We start from the raw sequence: 21,305 nt of genomic DNA, 5'->3' as shown, positions 1-21,305 counted from the left end.
TGGTTCGAACCTCGTTCGTCGGGAGCGGTCAGCCAACTTGGCCCTTTGCGGGGCCTCAACGCAAGGCGTCGCGTTAGCGACGTATAATTGCGCCCTTGGAACCGCTACTTCGGAACTGCCGGGATCATCCTCCAAAGTGTCGGCCTTGCCGACGTGCAAATCTGCACATTTCCTCCAAGGGGCATCCGGGAGAATCTGGGCATCGCAAGTGCCACGCCCAGACTTCATAGGAGCAACCGGAATGAAGAAACCGTCGTCCAAGATCAGGGAAGAAATTGCCAGGCTGCAGGACCAGCTCAAACAGGCAGAGACCCGTGAGGCCGAGCGCATTGGCAGGATTGCGTTGAAAGTCGGTCTTGGCGAGATCGAGATCGAGGAAAGCGAGCTCCAGGCGGCTTTCCAGAAGATTGCCGAAATGTTTCGCGCAGCAAAGGCAAGATCGGCTGGAAAGAAGCAAGCCGGCGGGAGCAGGACCGGCGGCGAAACATCCGCGTCGCTCGCGTCTGGCGCGGATGCGGGCGACGCTGGCGAGGCTTGAGCGGATGGCGAAATCCATGACGTCAGACGCGCGCAAAAAGGACACACGGGAAAAGATCGAGCTTGGGGGCCTGATCGTGAAGGCCGGGCTGCGCTACGAGAAACGGGCGCTGCTGCTCGGGCTGCTGATCGAAGCGCGCCAGCGGATCAAGGGCAATGAGGCGGAACGCTCGCGCCTGATCGCGATCGGGGCAGAGGCATTCGGCCATGACGGCGAATAGATTCCTGCTTCTCACACTGCCGATGGTGATCATGCTCGCCGCAATGTTCGCGACAACAGGGGTGGAACATCGGCTGGCAGCACTCGGAACATCGGCACAGGCGAAGCTGATGCTAGGCCGAGCCGGTCTCGCATTGCCCTATGTCGTCGCGGCCGCCATCGGCGTCATGGCGCTGTTTGCCACGAACGGAACGGCCAATATCAAGGCGGCCGGTCTAAGCGTGCTTGCAGGTAGCAGCATCGCGATCACTGTCACCATCGTCCGCGAGGCATTCCGTCTGACCGGCTTTGCCAACAGTGTCCCGGCAGGACAGTCGGTTCTCCCCTATATCGATCCGGCGACCATGCTGGGTGCGGGCACCGCCTTCATCAGCGGCATATTCGCGCTGCGCGTTACACTCAGGGGCAACGCCGCCTTCGCGACCAGGTCGCCGAAGCGGATCAGCGGCAAGCGCGCCGTCCATGGCGAGGCCGACTGGATGAAACTGCCCGACGCAGCAAAACTATTTCCCCACGCTGGTGGCATTGTCATTGGCGAGCGATACCGTGTCGACCGCGACAGTGTCGCGGCCATGCCATTCCGCGCTGATGAAGAGCAAAGCTGGGGTGTCGGCGGAAAGTCATCGCTGCTGTGCTTCGACGGTTCCTTCGGTTCGTCGCACGGGATCGTCTTCGCCGGTTCCGGCGGTTTTAAGACAACGTCGGTGACGATCCCAACCGCGCTCAAATGGGGCGGCGGACTTGTCGTTCTGGACCCGTCGAGCGAAATCGCGCCGATGGTCATCGATCACCGGCGCAAGGCCGGCCGCAACGTGATCGTGCTCGACCCCGCCACGCCCGCGTTCGGCTTCAACGCGCTCGACTGGATCGGCCGCCACGGCAACACGAAGGAAGAGGACATCGTCGCGGTGGCGACGTGGATCATGACCGACAATGCGCGGGCCGCGTCCACCCGCGACGACTTCTTTCGCGCATCCGCCATGCAGCTCCTGACGGCGCTGATCGCCGATGTCTGCCTGTCCGGGCATACGGGCGAGAAAGACCAGACGCTGCGGCGCGTCAGGTCAAATCTCTCGGAGCCGGAACCGAAGCTGCGCGAGCGCCTGACGGCATTTACGAAGGTTCAGACTCCAACTTCGTGAAGGAAAATGTGGCCGTTTTCGTCAATATGACGCCAGAGACCCTTTCCGGCGTCTACGCCAATGCGGTCAAGGAAACGCACTGGCTCTCGTACCCGAATTACGCCGCCCTCGTGTCTGGCGACAGTTTCTCCACCGACGATCTTGCGGAAGGCAGCACGGACCTGTTCATTGCACTCGATCTCAAGGTGCTGGAGGCGCACCCCGGACTGGCACGCGTGGTCATCGGCACGCTGCTCAACGCCATCTATAACCGCAATGACAAGGTGAAGGGACGCACGCTGTTCCTGCTCGACGAGGTCGCGCGCCTCGGCTATCTGCGCATTCTCGAAACGGCCCGCGACGCCGGCCGCAAATACGGCATCACCCTCACAATGATCTTCCAGTCGATCGGCCAGATGCGCGAAGCCTATGGCGGGCGCGATGCCAGCTCGAAATGGTTCGAGTCGGCGTCGTGGATATCGTTCGCGGCGATCAACGATCCGGAGACGGCCGAGTATCTGTCGAAACGGTGCGGCGACACGACGATCGAGGTCGATCAGACGAGCCGCACCAGCCAGTCTTACGGATCGTCGCGATCGCGCTCGAAGCAACTCAGCCGCCGGCCGCTGATCCTGCCCTACGAGGTCATGCGCATGCGCGGCGACGAACAGATCGTCTTCACGGCGGGCAACCCGCCGCTGCGCTGCGGGCGCGCGATCTGGTTCCGGCGCGCCGACATGAGGGCTTGCGTGAAGGAGAACAGGTTTCAACCGGAGAAAAAAGCATGACGGCCCCGCGCGGCATCGTCATCAGCGCAGCATTTGCGGCGGCCGTTCTCAGCGCGCTGTGGATCGCCAGTGACGATCGGTTCGGGCGGCCAGCAGAGTTTCCCCGTGCCGACAGGTCGCGCGAGAAATTCAAGATCACGCCACCGCCGCGGATCGACATGCTCGAAGCGACGTTCAAGATCTGCGACTGCCCTATCCGGGGCACCTGCGTCGTCGACGGCGACACGTTCTGGTTCAAGGGGGACAAGATCAGGATCGCCGATATCGACGCGCCGGAGATCTCGTCGCCGTTGTGCGAGGACGAAAAACATGTCGGCGAGATCGCTCGTGACCGGCCGCTCGCGCTCTTGAACGACGGCGGGTTTTCGCTCCAGCCCGGACGGCGCGACGTCGATCGGTATGGACGCAAGCTGCGCACCGTCACGCGCGCCGACCGATCGCTCGACGGACAGCTTGTCGAGGAAGGACGTGCCCGGCGCAGGAGCGAGACCGACTGCGATTGGTGCGCGCAGGATTGAGGCAGCGCAGCGTGTCCGGCGACGAGCCCGCGGAAGCAGAAAGCGGATAGGGAAGGATCGTCACCACGGGACGGAACCGTCCGTTGGAGATTGGCGCCTCGCACCGTCCGCCCGCCCCGTGCGGCCCGCCCGAAGCGTCATCAAAAAAATGAATCGACCGGTCTTGGACGATTCTGGAAACTCATTGGACGGCGATTCCCGATTGAGGGATTCTCTCGTCATGATCGCACAGCCCTATCAACTCTATGTCGAGCGAATCGATCCGTCGATGAATATGGCGCGCTTCTACGCCATGATGATCGAGCCGACGCTCTTCGGCGAGATCTGCCTGACGCGCCGCTGGGGCCGGATCGGCGCCCAGGGCCAAACGATGAAACACAGCTTCGCCTGCGAGGAAGAAGCTGTGGGCCTGTTCCTCGAACTGCTGCGCGAAAAGCGCGGTCGCGGCTATCATCCGAAGGGAAGGAACACGACCTCGTAGCCGCGCCCGAGGCGAATTACCCGTCCGGCCACCAGCCGTAAACACACAGTTCCCGCGCCTCAAAATTGATGCGGTCGTGCCGACGGTGCAGCACCGCGAGAGGATCGTTACGCGACGCGCCGAAACCGCGCAGCGGGTTCGGGGAGCGAAGCGTTAGACCCGCGCCAGAAGGGTCTCGCCCGGATCACATCAGCTACGCCATGAATCCCGGATCAGCCGTTCTCAGGCAGTAACCGACGCCAGGAATGCGTGCTCCCATCGCAACCCTCGAAACGTGTGGGTTCGGTCCGCCAGTCACAACGGTTCTGAACCCTTCCGGCCAGGCAATTTCCAACCTGAAAACGCACCCTGAAGGCGCCGCTATAAATAGTCATAGAGAGCAACGCATCGCTCTCTACTTCACCGCCGAAGCAACTCGGCCTATACTTGTACATTCGATGAGGTTACATCATGGCTACGACTGTCGGTTTCAATCGCAAGATCGCCAATGCCCGCGACTTCGAGCGCGCGGCGCTGCGCGACGTGAAGGATATGGTCTTCCCCTTCACCACCCTCGCCGGCGTGCGTTCGGGCAGCCTTTCGGCCCAGTACCTGGAGGCGTCGACCAAGGGCGATCCGACGAAGCTCGGGGTGTTCTTCGACACCGGCTCGTTCATCGACATCGCCTACCTCGCGATCGACGGCATCTACGGATACGGCGGCTACATCGTCACCGAGAACCTGGAATCGATCACGATCACGGATCGGGTGACCGAAGGCTTCTATGAGCTCGACGTGGTCATCGCTGGCGAGACGCTGACGCTGGCTTACGATGCGACGCAGAACGCCTATGCGCCGGTTTCCACGGCGGCTGTCTCCGACGCCGCGCTCGCGGCCTTCGGGGCGCGCAAGGCGGCCTGACCGCTGGCCTTCAGGCCAGACCGCCGCAATGCCCCTGCCGGGTTGCAAGGACCCGGCAGGGCTTCCGCCGCAACGCTTCCGGGCGGCCACACTGGCGCCAATTTCAGTCTGAAAGTGAAGATTGTCGGAAGCGTTACCATATCATCAGGGACAACATCTATTCGGAGTCGAGGAACGCATGGCGCCTAAAGTCAAGACTGCCTCTGCTGCAAGCTCCGCCGAGTTCCCGCTCTGGCGCCGCGACAACCTCTTCTTCCTGAACATCATCAGGAACGAATTCAACCTGACGACCGGCGCTGAGGTGGCGGATTTCCTGCGCTCCAACGAACCGGCGGTCTGCCGCGTCCGCAAGGGCGAGGCTGACATTGCCGGTCTCGCTCCCGCCGTTCTGGGGGAGCTATTCCCGGGCATCTCGGGAATTCCGTTCGAGGCGCAGCTGATGGAGTACAATCTGCGCCGGCTCCACGCCGAGAAAACGGCCTGTCTAAAGAGCGGGAACGAGCCGTCGGAGGCCCTTTGCGAGAACCTGCGCAAGACGATCGCCGACGGCTGGAAACTGCTTTCCCGCTTACGCCAACGCTACAACGAGCTGCGCGCCGCCAAGACGGCGGAAAAAATCCTGGAGCGCAAGATCGACCGGGCCGCTATGCGCTCTCTCGAAGGTCAGCTCTATCTCTACGATGGCAACTACAAAGACGCCGCCTCGGCGTTCGCGAAAGGTCTCTCCCACCTCGGCCTCGCCGACCTAGCCGAACTCGGCCCGCGTGTGCTGTTCACCCGTATGTCGATCAATTTGTGGTTCTCACACGAGATGCTCCCCGCGGGCGACGTCGAGAAGGAAGATGTGTCCTTGAGCCTCACGGAACCGGAGTTCGTGCGGATCGTCTGCGACGTTGTTTTCGTCACCGGTGACACGCGGCTTCTCATCAACGTGAGCGAAGCTTACGCCGTTAACGCGTTGAGCGGTCCCGCCTCCGAGCTGCTGTGCGATACCGCCGAGATGCTCGGTATCCCGGCCCCCGAGCTGCCGCAGCATCAGCCCGTGGGCTATCAGACTGCGCTCGGCGAAATCCCCGCTTTCGCGGCCGCGCTCGCCCGCGCGCAAGCGGTCGAGGCCCGTCGGCGCGACGAGCGGGAGAAGAAATTGGCCGCCCGCTGCGACGTCAACGGTAAGCCGCTCGGCTCCCTGCCCGACGACGCGACCGTCCATCTGCCCCGTTTCTAATCAAAGGAAAGGCCCCTGCCATGTTCCGCGCATTTCTTGTTATCGCAGCTCTCGCCGGCACGATTGTCCAGTCGCATGTGCCGACCAGGATGCCCACCCAGGCCGGTACATACCTCGTGTCCTCGATGCCTGGTCACGTCACAAACCTGACGGCATGAGCGACCGTCTCGACCGCAGAATTGCCGCAGGCAGGCTCGATGCCTGGATGCGGCTTCCTTGAGCGGCGAAGGCCCCGCCAGGCGGCGGGGCCGGTAGCCGGTGAGGATCCCTTTCCCCGGTAGCATGCGGCTATGCCTCCGGCGCGTCGGATTGAAGGCCGATCAAATCTATCTCAGCTATTTTCTGAAACTCGCCGAGATATTCCAGGCGATGATGCGTAAGCCAACGGCTGATCCGACCGTTCGCGAGCAGCTTGGCGGCATATCCGCGCGCTATGGTGAGGTGCAGATTGTCGATGCCATAGGCTTCCTCGACGCTTTTCACTTGCGTCTGCAGTGCGGCCAGCTCCCGTTCCATACGGGCTATCTGCTGGCCTGATGGCGTGCCTGCAGCCGCGCCCGTCACCTTTTTGGCCGTTACCAGTTGGCTGTCAGGCGTGGCAGCGCGGATCGCTCGGGCGAACATGACGGTAAAATTGTGCTGACCTATCATCAAATCCGCCGCTTCGATCTGCCGAACGGCGGGCATTTGTCGCAAGACATCGAACACCTTCATCGAACAGGGCGTATCCTTCAGCATCTCGGCCGCTTCGGGACTGATGCCTTCCAGCAGCCGAAAGCGGCGAATGACCGACTCGACCTGAAGGCCCAACGCGTCGGTTATGTCGGCAGAGGAAACGCCTTCTCACTCTAACCGCTTTGGTCTTGGCTATTTACGGAGCGTGGCTGGCTTCGACCTGCCTTCTCCTCGGATGCACCATGCTGTTGCATTTTATGCGGTTCTTCCGATTGCAGAGCGCTGATTACGCGACGACCGAAGTAGAGCAAGTTCTCCGAGATGATACCCGAGGGCGACCGTCGCGGCTGAGTTCAACGCCTTGTAGTTTCGGTAACGCCCTCGGAGGTATTGCAGCCTGGGGTCTTGAAATTCTGCCATTTGGCAGTATATTCACTGTCAGATGGAGGCTATCATGGTCGTAGCACACGCAGTTCGTGACAATGGAATTCCGCAGTCGCCCGTCAACCTTGGCGACGAGAGCGCACGTGAGCGGCTGACCTTAGCAGCTGTATCCGGAGTTGTTCGGTTGGCCGAGATTTGGCGCCTCACCAGCGTGGAGGTATGCGCTTTATTGGGTGATGTCTCGGAACGAACCTGGTTCCGAATGAAAAAGGGAGAATGGAGCGGAAGCCTGTCTCAGGATACTCTCACAAGGATCAGCGCCTTGGTCGGGATTTTCAAAGGCTTGCGACTGCTTTTCTCTGAACCCCTTGCCGACGAATGGGTGAAGCTTCCAAACAAGGGACCGCTTTTCGACGGGCGACGGCCAATTGACGTGATGATTGAGGGTGGCATCCCGAAGCTTCTGCTCGTAAGGCGTCATATTGATGCGTTGCGAGGTGGCCTTTGATCGAGCCCATCCGCGCCGACATTTTTCAACGAGACACTGTCCGTCTTATATCCACCGCTCGGCTCAAGGGACCAATATTGCTGGCTCTTGCTCCGAACCAAGGTGCATTGGATGATCTGGCTGAATTAGAGGGTGCGACCAGCGGCCGCCTTCAAGGGCAGGAAGGCGGCTTGTTGGATCTTGATCCCAAGGAGCTCGTCTTCGGCAGGCCGGGCCACACTTTCATCAACGCGGCGTTCACGTACACTCGCCCGGGCGGAAACCGGTTCAATGATGATGAACGTGGCGCGTGGTACTGCGCCCTCCAAACTGAGACTGCCCTGGCTGAAGTATCCTTTCACCTGACCCGGGAACTTGAGGCGATCAACCGTTTTGAGAACGTAACAGACTACGCGGAATTGATCGCCGACTTCGTGGGTCAATTTCATGACCTTCGGGGCGCGGATTTTGCAACTGACCCTAGCCTGAGCGTCGACCCCGCGGTCGCCTACCCCGCAGGGCAAGCTCTTGCCAAGTGGCTTCGCAAGGAAAAAGACAGCCCCGGGCTGATCTATCCTTCCGTGAGATCGACGGGAGGCACTTGCCTCGTGGCTTTTCACCCCTCGCTCGTTCAAAATCTGCGGCAAGGAGCAATATGGCGACTCGAGTGGCAGGGAGAGCCCAAACCGGAGATAACGAGGCTCTAATCTAGGCGCCTAGCCCTAAAACCCTGGCAACGTTTAAAACCAGCTTCTCATTTAAAAGCTGGCGGATTTCAGATGATGCATCCGATCTATCTCGATGGTTTCGCCAGCCTGCCGCTTGCGCCAGAAGCGCGCGAGGCGATGCTCGCTGTTTGGACGCAACCCGGTAACGCTGGCTCACCCAACATCTCGGGTGAAACGGCAGCGCGCACGATCGCCAATGGTCGCGAATTCGTGGCTGATCTAATCGGCGCATCGTCGCACGAGATCACCTTCACCTCGGGCGCCACGGAAGCGAACAACCTCGCAATCATCGGTGCGGTTCGAGCGGCACGGAACCTAGATCCGGACCGGAACCGCATCTTGGTCTCGGCAGTCGAACATAAAGCTGTCCTGGAACCTGCATATGCTTTGCGGCGCGAAGGCTTCGAGGTTGCCATAGCACCAGTTGATAATCGCGGTCGCTTGGACCTTGTCGAATACGCCAAACTTGTTGGCCCGGACCTTCTGTTCGTATCAGTGATGATGGTCAACAACGAAACCGGCGTCATTCAGCCGGTCAAAGAAGCTGCCGCCATGGCGCATGAGAGCGGCGCGCTTTTCCATAGCGATGCTGCGCAGGCCGTCGGAAAGATCGATGTCGACGTCATTGAACTTGATGTCGATTACCTGACCCTTTCGGCGCATAAATGCTATGGTCCAATGGGCATAGGCGCCTTGTATGTTGCCGCATCCGCGCCAAAGCCGGTTCCATTGACTTTGGGTGGCGGCCAGCAAAGCGGCCTGAGGCCGGGAACCGAACCGGTCGCACTGATTGCGGGTTTTGGCGCGGCAGCTCGGGTTGCAAAACATCGGCTTCCGTCCGACGGGGAGCATTGCTCTGGGTTGATCGATCGGTTGCTCGAGACGATTGAACAACGGCAGCTTCGTTTCCGGCGAGTCAGCGGCGATGCGCCAACGGTTCCAGGCACTGCGTCTATCCAGCTCTTCGGCGTCGATGCGGACGAGCTCTGCGCCCGCATCGCGCGCAACGTGTCGCTTTCAACGGGCTCAGCATGCACCGCAGGGCAAATCAAGACATCACATGTTCTTGAATCTATTGGACTTTCTGAAATTGACGCGCGCGGCGTTGTTCGGATTTTCTGTAATCGCTACCAGAATTCTGAAGAGATACTGAGCGCTGCCAACTACATTGTTGAAGCTGCTGCACTGTCTCGCCTTGAAACTGGAGAGGTTCACCAGTAAGGTCCCGTTCATGGGACGCGCTACGATAAAGATCGATTCGAGAGGGCAGTTTACGGGACACGAAACGTTCCCGCTCCGACTGCTGTGGTTAAAGAAAGCCTTCGATGCAATCGGCGGCGGAGCCGATTCGAGAACATTTCAGGAACAAGATGCAATAACTCGTTTCGGCGTCGGGCGCAATATGGCGGTGTCGATGCGCTATTGGGCGCTCGCTTCGGGCTTCTTCGCCGAAGTTGATCGCATGATTGCACCAACTAGGCTTGGTCACGCCATTCTCAGCGACGATGGTCTCGATCCTTACCTCGAGCAATCGTCGACGATTTGGCTCGCTCATTGGCATATCGCCAGTACGCCGGCGATGACAACAACTGCCTACTACGCGTTCAATTTGCTCAATGCGATCGAGTTTGATCCGGCGATGTTGCTCGACCAGCTCATGGTCTTGGTTGAGAGCAACGGATGGCGGGCAACGCGCGGAACACTGAAGCGCGATATCGACGTTTTCTTGCGCAGCTATGTGCGGCGCGCGGACACTCTCAATGAGGACGCGGCTGAGCCTCTGTTAGCCGAGCTTGCATTGATCCGGGAAGCTCGGCTTGGCGGCTGGTACGAGTTTGTTCGCGGTCCGAAGCCTGGCCTCCATGACGCCATTTTCGCTTACGCGCTTGGTCAGTTCTGGGAACGATCCGGGGGAGCAACGACATTCACGGCTGAACAGATTTGTTATGGAGCAGGCTCGCCAGGACGCGTTTTCAAACTCGACGAAGACAGCGTGGTTTCCCGGCTGATGCGGCTTGACGATCTGACGGCAGGTGCTTGGCAATGGGTCGACACGGCCGGTCTTCGCCAGATCCAGCGCACGTCCGAGTTCGATCCGACGACGGTTCTTTCTCTCGCCTACCCACGCAAACCCGACCGTCAGATCGCAGCATGAGCAAGCTTTCCAGTATTGTATCCATTGATCGCCGTTTCGCGCGATCGGCCCGGCTCGATGCGGACCTAAACGGCACGCCGCGTTTTGCAGGCAAGCGTCGCAAAGTCTCTGCGTACCCTTGGTGAGAGCCAGCGGGACCATCATCAAGGCGCTTACACTTGGACCGGTCCTTACGGCGGCGGCAGACAACTAACACATCAAACATCGCAACCGAACCTATTTGTCACCTCCCTAGAAACGTCTGCTGACCAAGCTTGTAACACGCTTCCTCGCCTAGAAGCGGTCCTGCTTCCATAGCAGAAAGTCATCTCTCTCGAGCAATGTCGCCGGTCGAGGTGATCAGACGATCCCCCACGCCCGAAACCTCCCCCTCCCCGTCATCTCGCGTAGTCCCAACTCTTCGACGATCCTGAGCGCAGTCCGCGGCGTCACCTTGAGCGTCTCGGCGACCATGCCGGCCGAGACCAGCGGCCGCGCGATGACGAATTCGATCAGACCAGGCAGATTGGAAGATGAGCGCCGGCCGACCAGCCGCCGCTCCAGCATCTGTTTTGCGAGGGCAAGCCGATCGTGCTCCTTCAGCCCACGTTCGGCCGCAGCAATGATCCCATTGACGATCGCCAACAGGCGGGTATCGCGAGTGCGATGCCGGCGGCGCTCGACGGGGATGGATTTGAGGCCGAGATTGACGGCGGCCAAATGCGCCGCGGTCGTGAGACCGGCTTCCCGCAGCGTTTCGGCGGCGAGCAGCCGACCGAGCCAGGGCGCGTGCTGCAACACCTGCAGATAGTTCCAGGCATCGAGGGCGATGATCTCCTGCAATACCGGCGGCAGACCTTTGGTCTCGGCCAGCACGACACGCCATTCCTCCATCCGTTCGTCCTCATCCCAGTCCAGGTCATAGACCAGCGGATCTTTTTCGCGAGTGCCGGCGCGTCCGAGCGTCTTTGCTTGCTCGATGGCTGCCTCGGATCGGGCGAGCACCGCATCGATGGCGGCAAACTCCGCGTCGAAGACACCGGCGCCGTCATCATCATCCCCCTCCCCGTCTTCGACAGCGTCCGCTTCCAGCGCGTTGCTTTTGTTCTCGGCGCTGCCATCGCCTCCAGATGATGGTGAAACGACGTTGCGCCCGCGCAACGAGCGGAGACTGTCGGGGCTCAGCGCCCAACCGGTCGGCTGGGCGGCGATACGCCGGCGGGTTTTCAGGACGTCGCGGGCGATGGTGAGTTCGTGCGTCGGCGTGCGGATATCATGGCCGGCGTCGTGCAGCACCAGATCCTCGAGGTGGACGAGCTCGCCGTCGATCCACAGCGACGCGCAGGCGTCGGCGAAATGCGTCCGTTCGAGAAAGCCAGCGCCGACCGGTGAGCGGGCAACCCGCTCGTCGAGGCGCGTCAACAGGGAAGCCGCGTCCGAAATCGGCCGCATCAGTGTCTGGAGAGGCAACTTTGACAGATCATAAGGCATTGAATTCATGGTAAATGATTTGCTAAACGGACGCTATAAGATAGTTAGTGTCCGTCACTAGCTGATATCACCAAGATGACGCCTAACTTCCGATAAGTTGCCAATATCGAATTGAACAGAACCCCACGCCAATGCATTGCTCCGGTCGTAAAATCGCCGGTTTGCAGGCTTTTCGCTGTTCCAACGGCGTCCAAGAGACGTTTACAAATGATCGTTTGTCATCACCGTCAGCGTTTGAACAACGGTCATGCGGTGGGACGTGAACGATGCAACCGATCAGGCGAGCGGAAAGCTGTCCGCAGGTGCATTTACATGAAAAAGCCCGGTGCGGGAGGAGATGCACCGGGCTTCGATTCTGACTGACAACTTGGGAGGAGGAACGTCGTCAGTCGCCCGAAGCTGCTGGGAGGAGGAGAGCAGCTCCGATATTTTGGATGTATGTTGCGATGCAGCATTCTTCAAGGAGGCATCGTACATATTTTTCTCCCGAGACCTCATTCGCTGGAATCGCGCTCCGGGGGCGGAAGCGCGGCGGCGAGTGCCGTGATCAGACCGACCACCTTCCTGCGCATAGTTTTCGAGCTGATGCGTGCGAACGCCAGATTCAAATCTCGCCCCTCGTTGGTCTCGATGAAGCCGACCAGCTCCGGCGCGGCGGCCGTTGCCGCCTGGCCAGGGTCGACCGTCGAGCCCGGAAAGAAATAGGCCGGCGGAACACCAAAGGTCTCCGCGATCATTGCCAGACGGCTTGAGCTGACCCGGTTGGTGCCCTTCTCGTATTTCTGAATCTGCTGAAAGGTGACGCCGAGCCGGTCGGCCAGGGTATTCTGGCTCATATCGGCCAGCCGGCGCTGCGCCTTGATCTTGCCGCCGACTTCGACGTCGATCGGATCGGGAATCTTCGCCATTCAATTTCCCCCGATCGTCTCGATGATGTCGTAGGTCTTGATGATGGCGCCGACGCCATTGTTGAGCAGCGCGAGGAACGCATCCCTTGTCACCGGCACGGTCTCGATCCGCTCCAGCCGCATTGGCGGCCAGTCGTGGCCCGGCTCGTCGGCAACTGCATCGCGCAGTTCGGCGACCGCGGCGCGGGCGGTCTCAGCATTACCAAAAAACGCATCGCCAATACCATCGTCGCACCAGCGCGCTTGCACCGGCTGAAGCTCGGGCGAATAGGTATACAGTGTGAAGGAGGGTTCTGCTGACACTCGGTTTCCTCCAAGAGCTTGCGGTACGCCCCCGCTCTGCTCTTTGACCCCTGGTGATCGGGGAGTTGGAAAACCGTGTACACACGATCCCCACGGCCTTTAGTTCGGAGAACCTGTTGCATACGCCGCAGGCTCCCCGACCATAAGGTCAAGGAGATAGTGCCGTTACAGGTCGGCACTCGTACCCGTGTACAAGGGTTTCCACGCCCTAAAGCAGCGCGTCACTGCTTCACCCGTGAGTCTAGGCGATCACGCGGCGCGGCGCAAACATTCAGACGCAAGAATGCCGAATGAATTCAGTCCCAAGATAAGATTCTGAAGATGGTTCCCCCGATACCCGCCAAGCGATATGGCTGGAATTCATCACGAGGGAAACTGACAGCGGGTTGTGCTGCGCCGATGGAGAGTAAACGCCATGGATGAGACCACCGACACAATGACGATCTCCAACCGGAGCGATTTTGCCCTCTGGGCCATCGAGAGGGCGAAGGCGATTGTCACCGAGGAGGGCGGTAACCTTGCGATCGCCACCCGAGACCAAAGCGACGATGAGATCGCCGCCTCGGCCAATGCGCTTGGCCAGGCCATCGTCAACGCCCTGCTGGAAGTCTTCGACGGCTTGATGGAGGAATAGGAACGCGCCTACCGTTCGGCTCCTTCCCGGTCGTTGCCGCGCTGGCGCTCCTGTTCCGCCTGCCGAAGGATCTGTTGGCGCTGCTCGTCCTGGGCAGCCTTCGACGCACCGGCCTGCTCCCGCGCCGCGCGGGACGCGCGACCGGCGGCAATTGCCTGCTGCTGGGCGGCAATCGCGGGATCGACAGTTGCCGGCGGTGGCCGGTCCTGGGCGCGCGCCTCATCGACGCGGGCCGCCGGCGGCGTATCCCCTGACCCCGCTGTGTCGTTGACCGAGCGCATCTGCTGCATCTGGATGTCACGACGCTGCTCTTCGAACAGCGCGGAGATTTCCTTGCGCATCTCCTCGACGGCCTGACGCTCGGCGCTGCTGTCGACCATCGTCTCCAGGCGGTCCATGGATTTGTTCGCCCGCGAGACGCGCTCGTCGAACTGTTCCAACGATAGAGGCATGGCCTTTTCCTTCTGCTGTTGAATGGTTGCGATCAGGCTTTTGAATTCCGCCAATGGTTCATCTGGCGGCGCAACGGACTGCTCGGCCAACGCATCGAATTTCCTCTGCAGCCAGGGCGACGGCGCACCATGCTTCGCGGAGCCCGCCGCCTCGATGACGACAGAGGCGCGCAATCCATGGCCCAGCAACCGCGCCTGGAAATCACGCACGACGGACTGCATCTCGGGACCGGGGCCAGCCTCGTCGTTCTGCTTCGCCAGCTCGCGCTCGATCTTGCTGGCGCTCGCGGTCGTGGGCGCCAGGATCTGGAAGGACTTGCCCTCGGCCGAAATCAACTTGGCCTCGACGCCGACGGCCCCCTCGACAATCACCGCCATCGTCTCGCACTGAATGGCCTGTTCGACGTCCAACCGGAGCAGAACGAAGCCACTGGCCCGAGCAGCGGCATGCGGTGCTTGAGCGGAGGCCGCGGCTGCGAACCGGTTGGCCGCCGCGATCACGGAAGGCTCCGCGCCTGCCCGCTGCAGGGCGATCGCGGTCGCCTGCCATTTCGGGGCAAGCGCGAGGTTGCCGTTGGTGAGCGAGACACGGTCCACGACACCGGCGCGCTTGCGCTCGACGCGATTGGTGACGGCCGGGGTCTTGAGGTAGCGAGCGTCTTGTCTGCCGCGTTCATAGGCGCCGGCCTGCGCCTGGCTATAAGGCCGCGTGGCCGCCACATCCGCGCGCCGGGTGGCGACCATGGCGATACCCCGTTCCCGCGCCTTGGCCGCGAAACGTTCGCGCCATTCGTACAGCTCCGGTTTGGTGAGCCGCAACGCCTTGCCGACATCGTCGCGCGCCGAGATCATCGCATGAATATGAACATGGCCGGTTTCCGGGTGATGCGCCGTGATCCAGCGATGGCCGGCGACCTGCTCGCTTAGGAAATCCCGGACGGCGCGCGTCATCGCCTCCGCATCGGTCCCGGCCCGCGCCGAGAAGATAATGTGGAAAGCGTTGCGCGGTTCGACGGTGCGAATATGCGAAGACCAGGAGCGCCAGATGCCGTCGGCCCTGTCCTTGACACTGGAGCCCCCCTTGACCAGATCGCCTTCGCTAGTGGTGATGGCCTTCTCCGTGCGCAGGAACTTTTCGAGGAAGTAGCGGCCGGATTTCTCCGAGACGGCCGCGCCGAGAACGCGGACCTCGGCCGAGACACCGGCGTCGGCCAGGCGGCGAGCAAAGGCCGCCTCCGCATTTTCGACGGCGCGCGCTGGCCCCTCGCCTTTCTCGCGGGCCTTCAGCGCGCCGGCGATCCGCTTGGCCGGCAGATCGGTCACCGCGAAAACAGAAACCTGTCCGTCGGCATGCCGGGAATACAGGAACGGTTTTGAGCTGAAGGCAGCGTTCAGGGCGTCGTGAAGGGCCGCATCATCGACTTCATCGGCAAGCTTCATGGAGAAGGTGGCCAGCGCGTTGACCGCATAAGTCTCGCGGAAATCAGCAGCCCATTCGGCCAGAGCCGCCGCCCGGTCCTCCCGGCTGGAAATCGCAACACCATCCTGATCATAAATCGAAATGTCGACTTTGCCGTTCTCGCCGTTTTCGTTTTCGACCTCGCGCGTGCCGAGATAGGTCATCAGGCCGGCAGCCGACGCCCGGCTTGAGACCGTCGACGTCACCTTGACCACGACCGGCTGGGCGCCGGCGGCAATTGCTCCCCGACTCGCTGTTTCTGCCGAAGCCCGACCCGTCGCCGCCTGTGGCGGGGCGGTCGGCCTAGCGGCGCGCGGCGCGGTCGCGGCGGAACCCCCGCCCCCTCCCCCGCCGGCCGACGCCCGCGGCTCGTCCTCGTCTTCGCGATTGCCGCCTCCATCCAGCGTACCGACCAGCGCAATGACGCCCTGTTGCGATGAAGCCGGCGCCTGCAGGATGGATGCGATGGTCGGCTCGCTCGAAGGAATAGAAGCCCCGGCCGCCGCTTTCTTTGCGATCCCTGTGGGAACAAAGCGTCGTGCCGGTTCCCTGTCCGACAGAGCGATGCCACTGGCGCGCCGGCGACGCTGTTCCTCTTCCTCGTCTATCAGCAAAGCCGCGCGGCGAGCGGAAAAAGCCTCGATCTCACTAAGCAGTCCGGACCAGTCATGCGCCACGGCCAGCTCCCCTCCGCTCCTTGCGGCTGATCCGCAGCATCAGATCGACGTCGGCGCGCAGCCGGAACACGCCATCGAGGAGGGTGCGCAGGGCCGCGTCGAGATGCGGTTCGTAACCGACGCGACCCTCGTTCATCGCCCGGACCGCCTGGTTGAGGTTGATGCCGATGCGCCGCAGCTCCTCGTTCGTCCCCCGCAGGGCGTCGGCCTCGGCTGGCCCGACCGGGAGCGGAAGGCCCGCCTGTTCGCGAAATAGCAGCCGGATGACGTCGCTGGCGGTGCGCCCTTCCTCGCACAGCGCGGCGAGCGCATCGCGCTCCTCTGGCTGAAGTCGGACCCTGACCACCTCGCTCCGCATCGTTTCCTTCCCGCTTGCCAGGTTGCCGGAGGCGACCCGGAGCGCCAGAGGCGCGAACCACTGCCCTGCCGGAGGCGGGGCGGCGTCGAGTTTGTACCACAAACTTGACTATCCTGCCACAGATAACTAAACTATATTTTATTCCTCAAAACAGCTTCAAACGGACAAGCGCTCTCGATCCCCCGGCCACGACGAGGCTTCACCGCCGATGCGCGTCACATTAACAATTGCCCGTTGTTCGTGCTCCAATTAACCGCGGCATCGCGGTTAATTGGCAATTACTCATTGACAACGGTTAGTTACCAACGGGCAATTGCTCATTATCAACGGTCAATTGATGATTGTCCGTTCACCGTTGCCCGTTGTCAGTGGGCAGTCATCAACCGTCAGTCATCAATGGGCAATGAACAACGGGCAGTGATTTCGTTGCGGAAAGGAGGCACAGGAGTTAATTATAATTTACTTCAACGAAGGAGCCACAATGATCGTCACCATCGCCAACCCGAAAGGCGGAACCGGGAAAACTACGCTCGTCCGGGCGTTGTCAGGAACGGCCGCCCATGCCGGCAACGACGTCTTCCTCATCGACGCCGACAGCCGGGCGAACACGATGCGCTGGGTCACGATGTCAAAGCAGATGAACGTCTGGCCGGACCGGCTGGAGGCGGAAAGCTGCCTCGACCCAAACCGAATCTACAAGATGGCGCTGGAACGCCAATTCGAAGGAAAGATCGTCTTTATCGATATTGAGGGAACGACGAACGAAAACCTGTTCGCCGGTCTCTACTGCGCCGACATCGTTCTGATCCCGTTGCAGACGACCCAGGACGATGTCGTTGCCGGCATGCAGCTCGCGCTCAACCATATTCCAGTCGTAGAGGAAGACCAGAAGCGCAAGCTGCCGGCGATGATCGTGATCAACCAGCACGATCTCGTGACCGGCCGCGCCAAGGCCCATGAACCGCTGCGCGAAATCCTGCGGGAGAGCGGCGTTGCCCTTTCGTCGCAGCCGATCGCCCGGCGCGCCGCCTATCAGTCGATCGGCGCCGCCGGCACGCTTCAGACCGCCGCGAAATCCGATCCGAAGGCAATCGCCGAAATGGAAACGCTCCTCGGCGAGCTGCTCACCCTCTACAGGTCGACCGCGAAGGAGGCTCTGCTATGAGCGAAGGATCGGACAGCAAGAACCTCGTGCTCGGGCTGATCTCGACCGGCCGCGACCGGCCATCCGTGCGCGAAAAGCCGGCGGCCTACCCTCCCCCGGCGACGACTGGCGATGATGGCGGCGCATCGCCACTAGCGGCGGGCGGCCGGACTCAGTTCCGCGACCTGGTCGCCAAGGGCGAAAGCCGCGATCCAATCGCCGGCAAGCGCTTCCGCGATACCGAGAAAGTCACGACCGGCATCCATATCCGTGTTGAGGTCCACAAGAAGCTGAAGATCCTCGCCGCAATCGAGCGACGCAAGTTCAACAGCTACATCGAGGAGGCGATCGACGACTATCTCGTGAAGATCTCCGATCGGATTCCCGACATTTCGTGATCCTGACGGGAAGCAGGCGATCATGCGCGCCGCTTCTCGTCTGCGCCATTCGCTCGCAGCGCCGCCATCAGCATCGGCCCAAGGCCAAATTCGCCGCGCGCCGCCTTGCGGGTGAGATCGCGCAGATAGCCGCCGGGCGACGTGATATGTTCGGCCCGCTCCAGGATGCAGGCAACAGCGATCGCGGCGCTTTCCGGCCCCATCACCGCGCACGCCTCCTCATAGGCCGATGGACTGACCCCCAGCACAGATCGGACCAGAACAGCCGTCGCCATCAGCTCACGCCAGGTTTCAAGCCGGCCGCCGACCGCGTAATCGGCAATCTGCGGGCACGCCCTTAGCACCAACGATAGCGGGAATGCCTTCAGTGGTTCTGCAATTCGTTTCGGTTTCTGGCTCGACATTTCGCCCTGCTCTTTTTCAGAGCTAGGTTCAAGTTCATGGAAGGATTCGGATTTTGAATTCTGTATGTGACATCCGTCATGGCGGTCATTGACGTCCGTTTTTTGTGCTTTTACCTGAATTTCCAAGCGGTTGATGATTTCCTCACGCAAAAGCTCCATTTCTTCGAGCACAGCATCGACGTCTTCGCGGCGAGGAGAGCGCGGAAGGCGGGCCATCAGGCCGATGAACATGGTCTCGATCGTCGCCCAATCGCCATTTGCGCCCTCTTCCATCGCGGCTGAGATCAGCTTGCGGACGTCGCGCCGGCAAAGCGACAGAGCTTCCTTGGCGCGCTTGAATCGAAGGCGCTCCGCGGCGACCTGGTGCGCGAGGTTCGCAAGCTCGGCAGCGCGAGCAAGCAGGGGCGCCAGACTGAAGCCATAGGCGGCCTCAATCTCCCCCCCCCTGCCCCGATGTGCGTAGCGCTTGCCGTTCGGGCTGTCGCGACGTTCGATCAGTCCGGCGTCCACCAGCGCGGCAAGATGCCGGCGCAAGGTTGTGCCGGCAATACCGTGGGCGCGCATGGACAACTGGCTGTTCGAAGGGAACACGACGAGGCCGCCACTTTCATCGCAAAGCTCATCGCTCGGATAAAAGCTCAGCAGCGCCTGCAGCACTGTTAACGAACGATCCTGCAAGCCGAAGACGTCCTTCGCCTCGCCGACGTCGTTAAAGACTTTCCACTTGTTGACCGCCTTGCTCGGACCGCGATCGGCTGTTTCGAGCTGGCCCTTCACCAAGGCGAGTGTCATCGGCCGCCCGTGGGGCGTCGTTACACGTCCTATCTGCATTTCCTTCACCTTTCAAATGGCAAAAGAAATCCGCTCACCAAAACGGTGCCAAAGACTCTTGACTGTGATTCGTGGAAATGCGATTCTCGATCTTGCTACAGAATACGAGGAAGGCTTCCACGGGTTACCGATTGGGGGCCTTTTTCTTTTGCGGTTCGATCCTCTCCATCCAATCCTACGTCAAAACACCAAAACCTATCAGCTCTCCATCGAAGCCTGATACTCGCGATGAAGCTGCTCAAGTTTGCCGATCACATAATCGCCGAAAGCCGGCGACGCCTTCTCGTCGAAAGTGACATTGAGAGCCTTGGAAGATCGCTGCACCGTCGCAAGCTTCTGCCCACTTTCTGACTTGATCGTCTCCGGTTTGGTCCCCTTGCGTTTTGCGGTGAGCGCATCCATCACCTGCGCGAAGCGGTCATCGGTGTCAGCCGCACGGAATTCTCGGCTCTGAAGAAGAGCGTCAAGGGCCTTCGGCTTGCTTGCTGCGAGCTTCTCAGCCAATCCCATCCAGCGCGGCCGCCCGGCTTTCGGGGCCGGGCCGATTGCCTCGATGATCGGCCTGGGTACGGAATGAGCTACACTCATAAGCTTCGAGAGCTGCGTTTTCTCCATCCCCAACGCAGACATGATCACCTGGCGGTCGAAGCCTCGTTCTTCTAGGGCGACAGCAAACAGGCCACGCTCGATATAGCTAAGGTCGGTTCGTGATGCGTTTTCCTGACCTTGCGCAACAACCAACTCTTCGTCGGAAAGGTTTTGGACGACCGCCTTGACGGGGCGTCCCAGCGTCGTCGCAACACGCACACGCCTATGGCCAAACACAATCTGGTATCGGTCAGCCTTTTCAGGATGCGGCCGCAACAAGACCGGGCTCCTCTGACCAGACTGGCGGATCGCTTCAAGCAGTTCCTTGAACCCCTCACCGTCATCCGGGAGACGATCTGCCACAAATGAGCTGTCGATCTTATCTGGGGAAATATCGACGACCGCTGCTCCTTCTGCGATCAGAGCACGCGCCTGATCGGCGGCACTCACGATATTGCCGAGCGATCGGCCCATCGCGCCAACCGCACCGGATCGGATGTGCTGAAGTTTCTTCTCCGGAGCCATTTCCGCTTCCTGCTCGTCGACTTCGGAGTTGCCATGTGGCAACTCGCTGTCTCTCCTGGAAAGCATGGCTTTGAGCGTATCCTTGCGGCTCATGTCACCCTCCCCCAAGCCTGCTTCATTAGGCTCTCGATTTCCCCATTGACGGCGTCGAGCGACTCGATCGCTCTGTCATATGTCGTCTTGGCAAAATTCTCGCGGCCGACCTCATAGAGGGACTGCTTCGACAAACCAGCGTCGGAAATCGCCGTCGATTTCAACATCGTGTTGGTTAGCACCCTTTCGCGGAACAGCGACCGCATGAAACCGACCATCTGCGCCTGGGGACCATCAGACGGTTCGTAGCGCGTAACGACATAGCGGATGAAGTCGTAGTCGAGATCACCGCCGGCGTCCTGTACCACACCGAGGAGGTCAGATGTCATGAGGAGGAACTGGCACATCGACATGACGTCCAGCATCTGCGGATGGGCAGTGATCAACAATCCCGTGGATGCGCAAAGCGCGCCGAGTGTCAGAAAGCCGAGTTGGGGCGGGCAATCGAGCACCATCACATCGTATCGGTCCTCCACCGAACCAAGCGCCGATGCAACGCGCCCAAAAAAGGGCTCCGCGGAACGCTCTGCAAGCGCTCGTGGAGTATCGTGCTCGTACTCCATAAGCTCCAGATTACCCGGAACGAGATCAAGCCCGGTGAAGTAGGTGGGCTTGATAATCTCCGCGAGGGGGCGCCGTTTTTCGTCGTAACGGATTGCGGCGTACATGGTCTCATTCGCCTCGACGTCATACTCGGGCTGATATCCATGCAGGGCAGTCATGGAGGCTTGCGGATCGAGGTCGACAGCCAGAACCCGATATCCTTGAAGCGCGAGATATTGGGCGAGATGAGCAGCAGTGGTCGTTTTACCGCTCCCGCCCTTGAAATTGACGACGGCCAT

Annotated in this window: 22 protein-coding genes and 1 pseudogene; 14 read left to right on the top strand and 9 right to left on the bottom strand. The window is 60.8% G+C overall.

Features of this window, described 5'->3' with window-relative positions:
• Window positions 1–241: 241 nt before the first annotated feature.
• The 7 genes and pseudogenes from traC (at window position 242) to K0P03_RS33575 (ending at window position 5,790) form a co-directional block, all read left to right on the top strand.
• Window positions 242–538: a conjugal transfer protein TraC gene (traC, locus tag K0P03_RS33605; protein ID WP_272792017.1), complete on the top strand. Its 297-nt coding sequence runs from the start codon at window positions 242–244 to the stop codon at window positions 536–538.
• 4 nt (window positions 539–542) lie between these two features.
• Entirely contained in the window at window positions 543–758 is a 216-nt protein-coding gene (gene traD, locus K0P03_RS33600) for a type IV conjugative transfer system coupling protein TraD (RefSeq protein ID WP_272792016.1), read from the top strand.
• A pseudogene (gene traG, locus K0P03_RS33595) lies at window positions 745–2,666 on the top strand (Ti-type conjugative transfer system protein TraG). Before traD ends, traG begins: the two are co-directional and overlap by 14 nt.
• A complete protein-coding gene (locus K0P03_RS33590) occupies window positions 2,663–3,184 on the top strand; it encodes a thermonuclease family protein (RefSeq protein WP_272792015.1) in 522 nt (173 codons plus the stop codon). Before traG ends, K0P03_RS33590 begins: the two are co-directional and overlap by 4 nt.
• A 220-nt stretch (window positions 3,185–3,404) precedes the next feature.
• Window positions 3,405–3,665, top strand: a complete 261-nt coding sequence (locus K0P03_RS33585; RefSeq protein ID WP_272792014.1) for a WGR domain-containing protein — start codon at window positions 3,405–3,407, stop codon at window positions 3,663–3,665.
• A gap of 450 nt (window positions 3,666–4,115) precedes the next feature.
• Window positions 4,116–4,565 carry a hypothetical protein gene (locus K0P03_RS33580; protein WP_272792013.1) on the top strand — a complete coding sequence of 150 codons (450 nt, stop codon included), beginning with the start codon at window positions 4,116–4,118 and terminating at the stop codon, window positions 4,563–4,565.
• A 178-nt stretch (window positions 4,566–4,743) separates the two neighbouring features.
• Window positions 4,744–5,790, top strand: a complete 1,047-nt coding sequence (locus K0P03_RS33575) for a hypothetical protein (protein ID WP_272792012.1) — start codon at window positions 4,744–4,746, stop codon at window positions 5,788–5,790.
• A gap of 288 nt (window positions 5,791–6,078) precedes the next feature.
• On the opposite strand, the gene K0P03_RS33570 is transcribed toward K0P03_RS33575, so the two are convergent.
• Window positions 6,079–6,600, bottom strand: coding sequence for a plasmid partitioning protein RepB C-terminal domain-containing protein (locus K0P03_RS33570; RefSeq protein ID WP_272792011.1), 522 nt, complete (start codon window positions 6,598–6,600; stop codon window positions 6,079–6,081).
• Between the two features lie 319 nt (window positions 6,601–6,919).
• Here K0P03_RS33570 and K0P03_RS33565 point away from each other — a divergent pair, with 319 nt between their 5' ends.
• The 4 genes from K0P03_RS33565 to K0P03_RS33550 all read left to right on the top strand — a co-directional run bounded on the left by K0P03_RS33565 (window position 6,920) and on the right by K0P03_RS33550 (window position 10,219).
• Window positions 6,920–7,357, top strand: a complete 438-nt coding sequence (locus K0P03_RS33565) for an MbcA/ParS/Xre antitoxin family protein (protein WP_272792010.1) — start codon at window positions 6,920–6,922, stop codon at window positions 7,355–7,357.
• Window positions 7,354–8,043 (top strand): RES family NAD+ phosphorylase, encoded by a 690-nt coding sequence (locus K0P03_RS33560; protein ID WP_272792009.1) that lies wholly within the window; start codon window positions 7,354–7,356, stop codon window positions 8,041–8,043. Before K0P03_RS33565 ends, K0P03_RS33560 begins: the two co-directional genes overlap by 4 nt.
• 72 nt (window positions 8,044–8,115) lie before the next feature.
• Complete coding sequence (locus K0P03_RS33555) at window positions 8,116–9,285, top strand: cysteine desulfurase family protein (protein ID WP_272792008.1); 1,170 nt, start codon at window positions 8,116–8,118, stop codon at window positions 9,283–9,285.
• 10 nt (window positions 9,286–9,295) lie between these two features.
• Window positions 9,296–10,219 (top strand): DUF4007 family protein, encoded by a 924-nt coding sequence (locus tag K0P03_RS33550; RefSeq protein ID WP_272792007.1) that lies wholly within the window; start codon window positions 9,296–9,298, stop codon window positions 10,217–10,219.
• Between the two features lie 339 nt (window positions 10,220–10,558).
• Here K0P03_RS33550 and K0P03_RS33545 read toward each other — a convergent pair whose 3' ends face one another.
• The 3 genes from K0P03_RS33545 to K0P03_RS33535 form a co-directional block, all read right to left on the bottom strand.
• The gene (locus K0P03_RS33545) at window positions 10,559–11,698 is read right to left on the bottom strand and encodes an RHE_PE00001 family protein (protein ID WP_272792006.1); all 1,140 of its coding nucleotides are present in this window, start codon (window positions 11,696–11,698) and stop codon (window positions 10,559–10,561) included.
• 485 nt (window positions 11,699–12,183) lie between these two features.
• Window positions 12,184–12,597 carry a helix-turn-helix domain-containing protein gene (locus tag K0P03_RS33540; RefSeq protein ID WP_272792005.1) on the bottom strand — a complete coding sequence of 138 codons (414 nt, stop codon included), beginning with the start codon at window positions 12,595–12,597 and terminating at the stop codon, window positions 12,184–12,186.
• The gene (locus tag K0P03_RS33535; protein ID WP_272792004.1) at window positions 12,598–12,900 is read right to left on the bottom strand and encodes a hypothetical protein; all 303 of its coding nucleotides are present in this window, start codon (window positions 12,898–12,900) and stop codon (window positions 12,598–12,600) included. It lies immediately after the preceding gene.
• A gap of 415 nt (window positions 12,901–13,315) precedes the next feature.
• On the opposite strand from K0P03_RS33535, the gene K0P03_RS33530 reads away from it, so the two are divergent.
• Complete coding sequence (locus K0P03_RS33530; RefSeq protein WP_272792003.1) at window positions 13,316–13,534, top strand: hypothetical protein; 219 nt, start codon at window positions 13,316–13,318, stop codon at window positions 13,532–13,534.
• Between the two features lie 8 nt (window positions 13,535–13,542).
• Here the strand turns inward: K0P03_RS33530 and K0P03_RS33525 are convergent, their stop codons facing one another.
• The gene (locus K0P03_RS33525) at window positions 13,543–16,122 is read right to left on the bottom strand and encodes a relaxase/mobilization nuclease domain-containing protein (protein ID WP_272792002.1); all 2,580 of its coding nucleotides are present in this window, start codon (window positions 16,120–16,122) and stop codon (window positions 13,543–13,545) included.
• Window positions 16,112–16,582 (bottom strand): hypothetical protein, encoded by a 471-nt coding sequence (locus K0P03_RS33520; RefSeq protein ID WP_272792001.1) that lies wholly within the window; start codon window positions 16,580–16,582, stop codon window positions 16,112–16,114. The genes K0P03_RS33525 and K0P03_RS33520 overlap by 11 nt, the downstream gene beginning before the upstream one ends.
• A 379-nt stretch (window positions 16,583–16,961) precedes the next feature.
• On the opposite strand from K0P03_RS33520, the gene K0P03_RS33515 reads away from it, so the two are divergent.
• A complete protein-coding gene (locus tag K0P03_RS33515; protein WP_272792000.1) occupies window positions 16,962–17,645 on the top strand; it encodes a ParA family protein in 684 nt (227 codons plus the stop codon).
• Window positions 17,642–18,022 carry a hypothetical protein gene (locus tag K0P03_RS33510; protein WP_272791999.1) on the top strand — a complete coding sequence of 127 codons (381 nt, stop codon included), beginning with the start codon at window positions 17,642–17,644 and terminating at the stop codon, window positions 18,020–18,022. Before K0P03_RS33515 ends, K0P03_RS33510 begins: the two co-directional genes overlap by 4 nt.
• A gap of 20 nt (window positions 18,023–18,042) precedes the next feature.
• On the opposite strand, the gene repC is transcribed toward K0P03_RS33510, so the two are convergent.
• The 3 genes from repC to repA all read right to left on the bottom strand — a co-directional run.
• Window positions 18,043–19,257, bottom strand: coding sequence for a plasmid replication protein RepC (gene repC, locus K0P03_RS33505; protein WP_272791998.1), 1,215 nt, complete (start codon window positions 19,255–19,257; stop codon window positions 18,043–18,045).
• Window positions 19,258–19,455: 198 nt separating this feature from the next.
• Window positions 19,456–20,463, bottom strand: a complete 1,008-nt coding sequence (repB, locus tag K0P03_RS33500) for a plasmid partitioning protein RepB (RefSeq protein WP_272791997.1) — start codon at window positions 20,461–20,463, stop codon at window positions 19,456–19,458.
• Window positions 20,460–21,305, bottom strand: an 846-nt coding sequence (gene repA, locus K0P03_RS33495) for a plasmid partitioning protein RepA (protein ID WP_272791996.1), incomplete at its 5' end; no start/stop codon positions are given. The genes repA and repB, both read right to left, overlap by 4 nt.

Origin of the sequence: Shinella sp. HY16 (assembly GCF_028534175.1) — a bacterium.
GTDB lineage: Bacteria > Pseudomonadota > Alphaproteobacteria > Rhizobiales > Rhizobiaceae > Shinella.
Note: the sequence above shows the minus strand (reverse complement) of the source record. Positions and strands in the feature narration are given on the sequence as shown.

What these genes read in the sequence shown, in the direction of transcription:
- traC (WP_272792017.1), top strand. Translation starts at nt 242, where the DNA reads ATGAAGAAACCGTCGTCCAAGATCAGGGAAGAAATTGCCAGGCTGCAG.
- traD (WP_272792016.1), top strand. Translation starts at nt 543, where the DNA reads ATGGCGAAATCCATGACGTCAGACGCGCGCAAAAAGGACACACGGGAA.
- K0P03_RS33590 (WP_272792015.1), top strand. Translation starts at nt 2,663, where the DNA reads ATGACGGCCCCGCGCGGCATCGTCATCAGCGCAGCATTTGCGGCGGCC.
- K0P03_RS33585 (WP_272792014.1), top strand. Translation starts at nt 3,405, where the DNA reads ATGATCGCACAGCCCTATCAACTCTATGTCGAGCGAATCGATCCGTCG.
- K0P03_RS33580 (WP_272792013.1), top strand. Translation starts at nt 4,116, where the DNA reads ATGGCTACGACTGTCGGTTTCAATCGCAAGATCGCCAATGCCCGCGAC.
- K0P03_RS33575 (WP_272792012.1), top strand. Translation starts at nt 4,744, where the DNA reads ATGGCGCCTAAAGTCAAGACTGCCTCTGCTGCAAGCTCCGCCGAGTTC.
- K0P03_RS33565 (WP_272792010.1), top strand. Translation starts at nt 6,920, where the DNA reads ATGGTCGTAGCACACGCAGTTCGTGACAATGGAATTCCGCAGTCGCCC.
- K0P03_RS33555 (WP_272792008.1), top strand. Translation starts at nt 8,116, where the DNA reads ATGATGCATCCGATCTATCTCGATGGTTTCGCCAGCCTGCCGCTTGCG.
- K0P03_RS33550 (WP_272792007.1), top strand. Translation starts at nt 9,296, where the DNA reads ATGGGACGCGCTACGATAAAGATCGATTCGAGAGGGCAGTTTACGGGA.
- K0P03_RS33545 (WP_272792006.1), bottom strand. Translation starts at nt 11,698, where the DNA reads ATGAATTCAATGCCTTATGATCTGTCAAAGTTGCCTCTCCAGACACTG.
- K0P03_RS33540 (WP_272792005.1), bottom strand. Translation starts at nt 12,597, where the DNA reads ATGGCGAAGATTCCCGATCCGATCGACGTCGAAGTCGGCGGCAAGATC.
- K0P03_RS33530 (WP_272792003.1), top strand. Translation starts at nt 13,316, where the DNA reads ATGGATGAGACCACCGACACAATGACGATCTCCAACCGGAGCGATTTT.
- K0P03_RS33515 (WP_272792000.1), top strand. Translation starts at nt 16,962, where the DNA reads ATGATCGTCACCATCGCCAACCCGAAAGGCGGAACCGGGAAAACTACG.
- K0P03_RS33510 (WP_272791999.1), top strand. Translation starts at nt 17,642, where the DNA reads ATGAGCGAAGGATCGGACAGCAAGAACCTCGTGCTCGGGCTGATCTCG.
- repC (WP_272791998.1), bottom strand. Translation starts at nt 19,257, where the DNA reads ATGCAGATAGGACGTGTAACGACGCCCCACGGGCGGCCGATGACACTC.
- repB (WP_272791997.1), bottom strand. Translation starts at nt 20,463, where the DNA reads ATGAGCCGCAAGGATACGCTCAAAGCCATGCTTTCCAGGAGAGACAGC.